This is a genomic window from Bacillus sp. mrc49 (assembly GCF_002803435.1).
In genome coordinates this window covers 1-7,378 of the sequence record NZ_PHNG01000541.1, presented here as the reverse complement: position 1 = coordinate 7,378, position 7,378 = coordinate 1, and the positions used below count along the sequence as shown (strand labels likewise).

Here is a 7,378-nt window from a genome sequence, read left to right as displayed (position 1 = left end):
AGCAAATGTATACGGAACGGGACGTCGAAGAGAGGCTTCCAAAGGCTGAAGCCGCAAAGCGTCATTTGCTAGAGATCGATCATGGAGTGGAAGTGAATGCCATCATCATGGACGCAACCGCGCAAAACCTGGAGCAGCTGCTTGGCGGGGTTGATTTGATATTGGACGCAACCGATAATTTTGAAACTCGGATGATCATTAACGATTTGTCACAAAAGCTTCTTATTCCGTGGATTTATGGGGCATGCGTCGGCAGTGTCGGCATGACCTTGACGATCCTTCCCGGAAATACGCCTTGCCTGCACTGTTTGCTTAAAACGATCCCCATTCAGGGCATGACCTGTGACACAGGGGGAATCATATCACCTGCGGTCACGATGGTGGCGGCCCACCAAATGGCCGAGGCTTTGAAAATCCTTTCAGGGAATCGGGACGCGATTCGTCCGGCACTCGTTACGTTTGATCTGTGGCGAAACCAATACCAATCTGTGAAATTAACAAAAGCGAAAAAGAAGGATTGCCTTTCTTGCGGCGAGCAGAGATCTTATCCTTTTTTAACCGGAGATAACGCAACGAAAACAGCGGTCCTTTGCGGAAGGGACACTGTGCAGGTCAGGCCGCCCAAGCCAGTTAAGCTCCAGCTCGAGAAGCTGGCAAAAGGTCTGGTTGGAAGTGGCTATGCAGTGAAATTCAATCCTTTTCTCCTCTCCTGCGAAAAAGATGGAGTGCGGATGGTCATTTTTGAGGATGGCAGGGCGCTGATACACGGTACGAAGGATATGATCCAGGCAAAGGCAGCCTACCAAAGTATACTAGGATAATGAATAGCAAAAAACGGGGCCCGTTGATGGGCCCCGTTTCTTATATATAGGGTAAATGCTACCTTATGTCTGTTGAATTATTTAGAAGCGACGATGACGACTTTTCCTTCGTCAAGCACTTCCTCGTAACGTTCTGCTTCCATGTCGCTAAGGCCAAGGTTGCTCATACGGTTACGAAGCTCATCTCCGCGTGATTTAAAGAGATTGCCAACCGTATCGAGGAAGCCCTGTTCCTTCATTCCTACATCTTCCGTATTCGTATTCTCGGTAAGGTGCTTCGAACGGGTTTTGTCATGAGCGAACAAGTAAACATCGTCCTTCGTATATCCTGAAGTGACTAACTCATCGATTTTTTCCTTTGCTTGTAAACCGTTTTCTACTACATGTACTTGATACATATAAACTCCTCCTTGAATTTTAATGTAAGATTCTCTGGAATATAGGTAAATGGAATCTTGTTTATCGTGATTGTTAATTAGCTATAGTAGTATATAACCTTATTTCCGAGTGCCTAAACATCTTATGACAAAATAATTTAATAAGTGGTGAAGCGAAACACCTTCTGGATGCGGTATGCTAAATATTTGAAAACGGGAAGGTCCTTCTGATATTCACTATAATCGGCAGTGTATGTTCCGTTGCGATTTGTCCAAAGTCTTTGGAAATAGTCAGCGACATCATAAGAAATGTCCGCATCATTTGGTGCATGGATTTCAACATTCGCTTCAAGGTTAAAGTCATCGAGATTACGTGAGGTGTAATTGGCTGATCCGCCAAGAACGATCGTTTCTTTTTCCTTTTGTATCATCATCAGCTTTGTATGAAACTGTTCTTTATCGGTTTTGTACCAGCGGATCGAAATATTTTCATCCCCCAGCTTTTCAAATTCGGCGGCAACCGGGAGATTCGGGAGGCCGATTTTTTCACTTCCGAAGGCGTTTTGATTCGGGTCCAAGATCATCTGAATCTTCACGCCCCGTTTAGCGGCGTCCGTTAACGCTTCGACCACTTCACGATCGGCAATGTAGAACATTGCAAGGTGGATTTTGTCCCCTTTCTTGGTATCTTTTATCGTTTTGAGGACATGCGTATTGATTTTTCCTTCCGTGAGCAATTGCACCGAGACCGGTCCCCTATCTTCTTCGGCCGCCTCGTTGAATTCCGGGAATGCCTTTGGACCGCCGGAGAAATTCGAAGCCGCTTCCTCCGCTTTAATGAAATCACCGATGATATTCCCCTTCATCTGAAACGCGATATTGGAATGGAATCCACTCGCGTCATGGGGGTTGGCAGATGAGATGATCGCCGTTTTTTCGGTCGCGACCACTTTCCTGTGGTTGGCTTTAATATTCATCAGCCTAAGGTAAGAACGAAAGGTGACCTTTGGTGCAGTCTTAGCCATTGGATTCACGATCCAGCCTTTTCCCTCTTCGCCAAACCATTGGAAAAAGGTCCGATACACGCCGGAATAGAGAGGGTTCGGGTCGCGAAGTCGGTCTAAATTGGTCACGACGACATCGATGCCATTTTGCTTCATGGTTTCTAGCGCCTCCAACTTGTAAGCATTATAGGAAGTATTCACTTCATCGGTAATGAATATCACCTGGAGTCCGGGTTTCTTTTTCTTTTGGGCAACCAGTTTATCCGTCAGTGTCTTGGTTAGCTTTGGGAAGTTTATCTTTTCATCATAAAAATCATTAAACAAAAACATATCGATTATGATATAAGAATCCGCCTCTTCGATGGCATTATTGATGGTTTGAAAAATTCGCTGCTCATGTTTAAGATTCCCTTGTTCATCGTGATAGGAAAGATCATAGATGAAGTCGACATCCTCGACATGATGAACCTTCCCTTCATAGGAAATGCCCTTGGGAAGGGGCTTGTAGCTGTTATAGACGATCACTGCCGTAATGACGAGCAAAATGCCAACCAGCAGGTAAAATCGTTTTCTTTTGTACCATTTTTTCATAGGGAATCCTCCAACATGGTTAAATTGCTTGCTAACTATCTGTTTTCCCAATTAAGGGGTATAAAGAAACATATATCATGGTCTATCAAAAAGGCGAAGGCCGATCTTTGATATAATATAGTTTAAAAGAAGAAAGGGGCTATGCATATGGCAAAGCACATATTAACAAATGATTGGTGGCCTCTATTGAAAGAGGAATTCAAAAAAGAATATTACCAGGAGCTAAGGGAATTCATAAAGCAAGAGTACAAAGAGCAGGTCATTCATCCGGATCAGGACGATATTTTCAATGCACTTCACTATACGGCCTATGAAAGCGTGAAGGTCGTCATTCTTGGGCAGGATCCTTACCATGGGCCCGATCAAGCGCATGGCCTTAGCTTTTCCGTTAAACCGGAGGTGCGCATTCCGCCTTCATTAAGAAACATCTTTAAGGAACTTCATGCCGATTTAGGCACTGACATTCCAGATGAGGGATGCCTTGTTGAGTGGGCAAAACAAGGTGTGCTTCTTTTGAATACCGTCTTGACTGTCCGTGAAGGAGAAGCGAACTCACACCGGGGAAAAGGGTGGGAAAACTTTACGAATCAAGTCATCCGCCTGCTGAGTGAGCGGCAGAAACCGATCGTTTTTATCTTATGGGGGAAACCGGCACAAACGAAGATCCCTTTAATTGATGAAAGCCGCCATAAAATCATTACATCCGTGCATCCGAGTCCGCTCTCGGCTTCCCGTGGGTTCTTTGGCAGCAAACCGTTTTCCAAAACCAATCAATTTCTTATGGAAATGGGGGAATCGCCCATTGATTGGGAAATCTCGGGTGCGATGAGTCGAAAAGGAACATGAAGCGGGTGAATTGCATGCTGTGCCGTCATTTTTACGTCACGTGGGATCCCAACTTTCCAAAAGGGTGCCGTGCCTTTCAATTCAAAACCGCAAACCTGCCTTCTCTTGATGTGTTTAGATCATCGGGGCAGGTGTGCCTCGAATTTACAGCCAAGAAAAATATGAAGTAGAGGGTTTTACAAGGGTGTTTTCTTGCTTGATTTTTGCTATGCTAGTGATGAAAGTTTTGACCTGTATATGGACGAGGTGGTAAATTTGGATATTTCTTCAAGAAAAATGCTGGACAAAATCGAAGAGCTTGCTTCGAAGGCAAAGCAGGCAAATTCAGAGGATAAGGTGCAGGGATATGTCATTGCCATTAAAGCCTTATGTGAAGTAATGGTTGATGAAAAAGTGGGAAGCGGCATTTCGAAGCCAATCACATTGTCTCAGCCCATCATGACGGCTACACCGAATGTAGAGCCGGTCAAAATGGATGAAGCCAATGGAGAGTCCTTATTCGATTTTTAAAAGCAGCGAAGGGAAGCGAAATCATAGTGAAACTGTTCATCATTTTAGGCGCAATCAATGGGTTCATTGCTGTCGCACTAGGTGCATTCGGAGCCCATGGGCTCGAAGGGAAGATACCCGATAAATATTTGGAAACATGGCAAACGGCCGTTCAATATCAAATGTTCCATGCGGTTGGTTTATTAGTAATCGGTTTATTGGCTGGAAAAATCTCAAGCCCGTTAGTCAATTGGTCTGGCTGGCTTATGTTAATCGGGATCATCCTCTTTTCCGGTAGCCTGTTCGTTCTAAGCGTCACGCAGATCAAGGTGTTAGGCGCCATCACACCGCTTGGCGGAGTGTCTTTCTTGGCAGCTTGGGTATTGATGGTCATTGCTGCCTATAAGTACTTGTAAGCGCAGGATCAAAAAAAACATCTCCATGAAGAAGGGCCTCAAAATCGATAAGATTCTGAGGCCCCTTTTTTATCATCTCATTCACCTTGGCGAATAGGTGGCAAGCCCTGCCCCTCCATATGGATAGTCGTATTCGATTTCTTCATCAAAGGTAATGTAGTCCAAGTACACCATCGGGATTAAATACCGTTTGCCGGTTTGCGGGTCGCTTATGATCAAATGGTCACGTCCTGCAGCTTCGATGATTCCTTTGAAGATCTTTGCATTCCATTCCTTATTATTTTCAAATGTTGTATAAACGGTCGCTAATTTCCCTTTGTTCAAACGCAGGATGTTTTCGATGTATGATGCTTCGACTGGAAGCATGCCAGGTACCTGTGGTGGAGATGTCGATTGATTCATCGGCATCGGGATCTGCTGCGGCGTGCCGGCTATGGTTGGCTGTTGAGGCTGGTATGCCGGCTGTTGATAGGCTTGCTGCGGGAAAGACTGTTGTTGCTGGTATGGTGTCTGCTGCCGCTGGCTGGACTCATTGTTTTCATTCGGGTAATAGGGGCTTCCACCATACGGGTAGTTACCATAAGGATTATTTTGTGACATTGCATTCCCTCCTAAAATTCAAGGCTTTTTGATTTTGGTGGCGAAAAGCCGAGTACTTGAAGCAACAGTGCGATTTATAGCGACCGCTCGATACAATCCCCGGCAGCTTAAAAACACACAATGAATTTTAAGCGATACATAACGTTGCCTTTCCTGGTTTACGCGGGTAAAGTGATATCCGCTAAACGTAATCTAAATAGAAGTAACGTTCCTTCACCTCGCTGGATTTAGGCGTTGCCTTGTTTTCTTTTCCTGTGACGTCGAATGAGCCGGTAAAAATTACATTCATCACTATTGAAAATGTATGGGATGTGTGTTGGATTTATTCCATAGCTGGGGAAAATAAAAAGGAGGAGGGTGAAAAAAGAGAAAAGCTTCCGGAAGCCGGAAGCTAAAGTATCTTATACGTAGAGGAAAGAGGCTATGTTTTCTTCAGGCAGAATATTGCCTACAAAGAAAGAGCCGAACGCAGCGTAACGGGCGCTCACTTCATCAAAACGCATTTCATAAATTAATTTCTTGAATTGAAGGACGTCATCCGCGAAAAGTGTTACGCCCCATTCATAGTCGTCAAATCCGACCGAGCCGGAAATGATTTGTTTTACCTTGCCAGCATAACTGCGGCCGATCAAGCCGTGTGAACGCATTAAGCCTTTGCGTTCTTCCATGGAAAGCATATACCAGTTGTCATCGCCTTCACGGCGCTTGTCCATTGGATAGAAGCAAACATGTTTCGCCTTTGGCAGGATGGGATACAGTCTGGAACGTACATGAGGGTTCTGATAAGGGTCCTCACCATCTCCTCCTGCAAGGTAATTGCTTAGCTCCACCACTGAAACGTATGAATAAGCCGGAATGGAATATTCGGCAAGCTTCGTTTTATTGAATTCATTTTCGATTGCATTCAATTCTTCCATTGTCGGGCGGGCAAACATAAGCATGAAGTCCGCTTTCTGGCCAACGATGGAATATAGGGCATGGCTGCCTTCGTTGTCGCTTTGGGTCATATTCCATTTATCGAGTAAACCTTGGAACTCCGAGATGGCTAGTTGGCGTTCGTCACTTGATAACGTTTTCCAAGATGCCCAATCGATCAGGCGGAAATCATGTAAACAATACCAGCCGTCCAGTGTTTGTGCTGCTTCACTCATTACGATCACTCCTAAGTCTTATTATAGCTTTAATATAACATAGTTTCAGTATAAGGAAATTTAGGTCAACCCGCAAACGCCATCACTGTTTTCGGTGCTGAGATGTGGCTGGAATTTACCGGGCCGCTGGAGTATTCTAAAAAAGGCAGGGTAGGAAAGAATGGTTAAATGATTAAACATAGTACAATCAGGGGAAACGTATCTAAAAAGGAGGAAGCGCCAGTGAGCAATTTATTTGAAATGTTGGAATCAAAAGTTATGGGTCATAATTTAAAGATCGTTTTTCCAGAAGGTTCGGATGAACGGATTTTGGGAGCCGCAGGCAGGCTTGCCAAAGCAAAACTGGTTACACCTGTATTGATCGGGGATATCGAATTGATTTCCGATAAAGCCAGGGAATTGAAAATCGCCCTTGATGCAGTCGAAATATATGATCCGAAGAATTACATCATGATGGATGAAATGGTAGAAGCGTTTGTAAAGGTCCGTGCCGGTAAAGCGACAGTCGAACAAGCACGTGAAATGTTAATGGATGAGAACTATTTCGGAACGATGCTCGTCCACATGAAATTGGCACACGGAATGGTAAGCGGTGCGGCGCATTCCACGGCCGACACGGTTCGTCCCGCATTGCAGATCATTAAAACAAAGCCAGGCGTCCAAAAGACATCGGGAGTCTTCATCATGGTCCGTGGCGAGGAAAGATATGTGTTCGCTGATTGTGCAATCAATATAAACCCCACTTCCCAAGATCTTGCCGAAATTGCCATTGAAAGTGCAAAGACTGCACAAATGTTCGATATCGAACCGCGCGTGGCACTGCTGAGCTTTTCGACGAAGGGGTCTGCCGTTTCGCCTGAAACACAGAAAGTCGTCGATGCTGTCGATTTAGCGAAAGAAATCGATCGGGAAATCATCCTCGACGGTGAATTCCAGTTTGATGCGGCGTTCGTTCCTTCGGTGGCAAGACAAAAAGCGCCGGATTCCCTTATTCAAGGAGATGCCAATGTTTTCATTTTCCCAAGCCTCGAAGCAGGGAACATCAGCTATAAGATGGTCCAGCGTTTAGGTGGCTTCGAAGCG

The 7,378-nt window shown here is 45.0% G+C and carries 9 protein-coding genes; 5 read left to right on the top strand and 4 right to left on the bottom strand.

The annotated features are described in order from the left end of the window. Positions 1-821: ThiF family adenylyltransferase (locus tag CVN76_RS05485; protein WP_100530557.1), on the top strand; the 821-nt coding region annotated here is incomplete at its 5' end. A 77-nt stretch (positions 822-898) separates the two neighbouring features. On the opposite strand, the gene CVN76_RS05480 is transcribed toward CVN76_RS05485, so the two are convergent. Beyond that, positions 899-1,219: a general stress protein gene (locus tag CVN76_RS05480; protein WP_061141326.1), complete on the bottom strand. Its 321-nt coding sequence runs from the start codon at positions 1,217-1,219 to the stop codon at positions 899-901. 137 nt (positions 1,220-1,356) lie between these two features. Next, entirely contained in the window at positions 1,357-2,793 is a 1,437-nt protein-coding gene (locus tag CVN76_RS05475) for a phospholipase D family protein (RefSeq protein WP_100530555.1), read from the bottom strand. A gap of 147 nt (positions 2,794-2,940) precedes the next feature. Between CVN76_RS05475 and CVN76_RS05470 the strand changes: the two genes are divergently transcribed. The 3 genes from CVN76_RS05470 to CVN76_RS05455 all read left to right on the top strand — a co-directional run bounded on the left by CVN76_RS05470 (position 2,941) and on the right by CVN76_RS05455 (position 4,544). Next, positions 2,941-3,639, top strand: coding sequence for a uracil-DNA glycosylase (locus CVN76_RS05470; protein WP_100530554.1), 699 nt, complete (start codon positions 2,941-2,943; stop codon positions 3,637-3,639). A 255-nt stretch (positions 3,640-3,894) separates the two neighbouring features. Continuing rightward, complete coding sequence (locus CVN76_RS05460; protein WP_157805546.1) at positions 3,895-4,149, top strand: YwdI family protein; 255 nt, start codon at positions 3,895-3,897, stop codon at positions 4,147-4,149. A 26-nt stretch (positions 4,150-4,175) separates the two neighbouring features. Next, on the top strand, positions 4,176-4,544 hold the full coding sequence (locus CVN76_RS05455; RefSeq protein ID WP_061141322.1) for a DUF423 domain-containing protein: 369 nt from the start codon (positions 4,176-4,178) through the stop codon (positions 4,542-4,544). An 81-nt stretch (positions 4,545-4,625) separates the two neighbouring features. Here CVN76_RS05455 and gerQ read toward each other — a convergent pair whose 3' ends face one another. Further along, a complete protein-coding gene (gene gerQ, locus CVN76_RS31675; protein WP_232732116.1) occupies positions 4,626-5,144 on the bottom strand; it encodes a spore coat protein GerQ in 519 nt (172 codons plus the stop codon). Between the two features lie 401 nt (positions 5,145-5,545). Further along, positions 5,546-6,295, bottom strand: coding sequence for a hydrogen peroxide-dependent heme synthase (gene hemQ, locus CVN76_RS05445; protein ID WP_061141320.1), 750 nt, complete (start codon positions 6,293-6,295; stop codon positions 5,546-5,548). A gap of 222 nt (positions 6,296-6,517) precedes the next feature. Between hemQ and pta the strand changes: the two genes are divergently transcribed. After that, on the top strand, positions 6,518-7,378 hold an 861-nt coding region (pta, locus tag CVN76_RS05440; RefSeq protein ID WP_100530551.1), incomplete at its 3' end, for a phosphate acetyltransferase.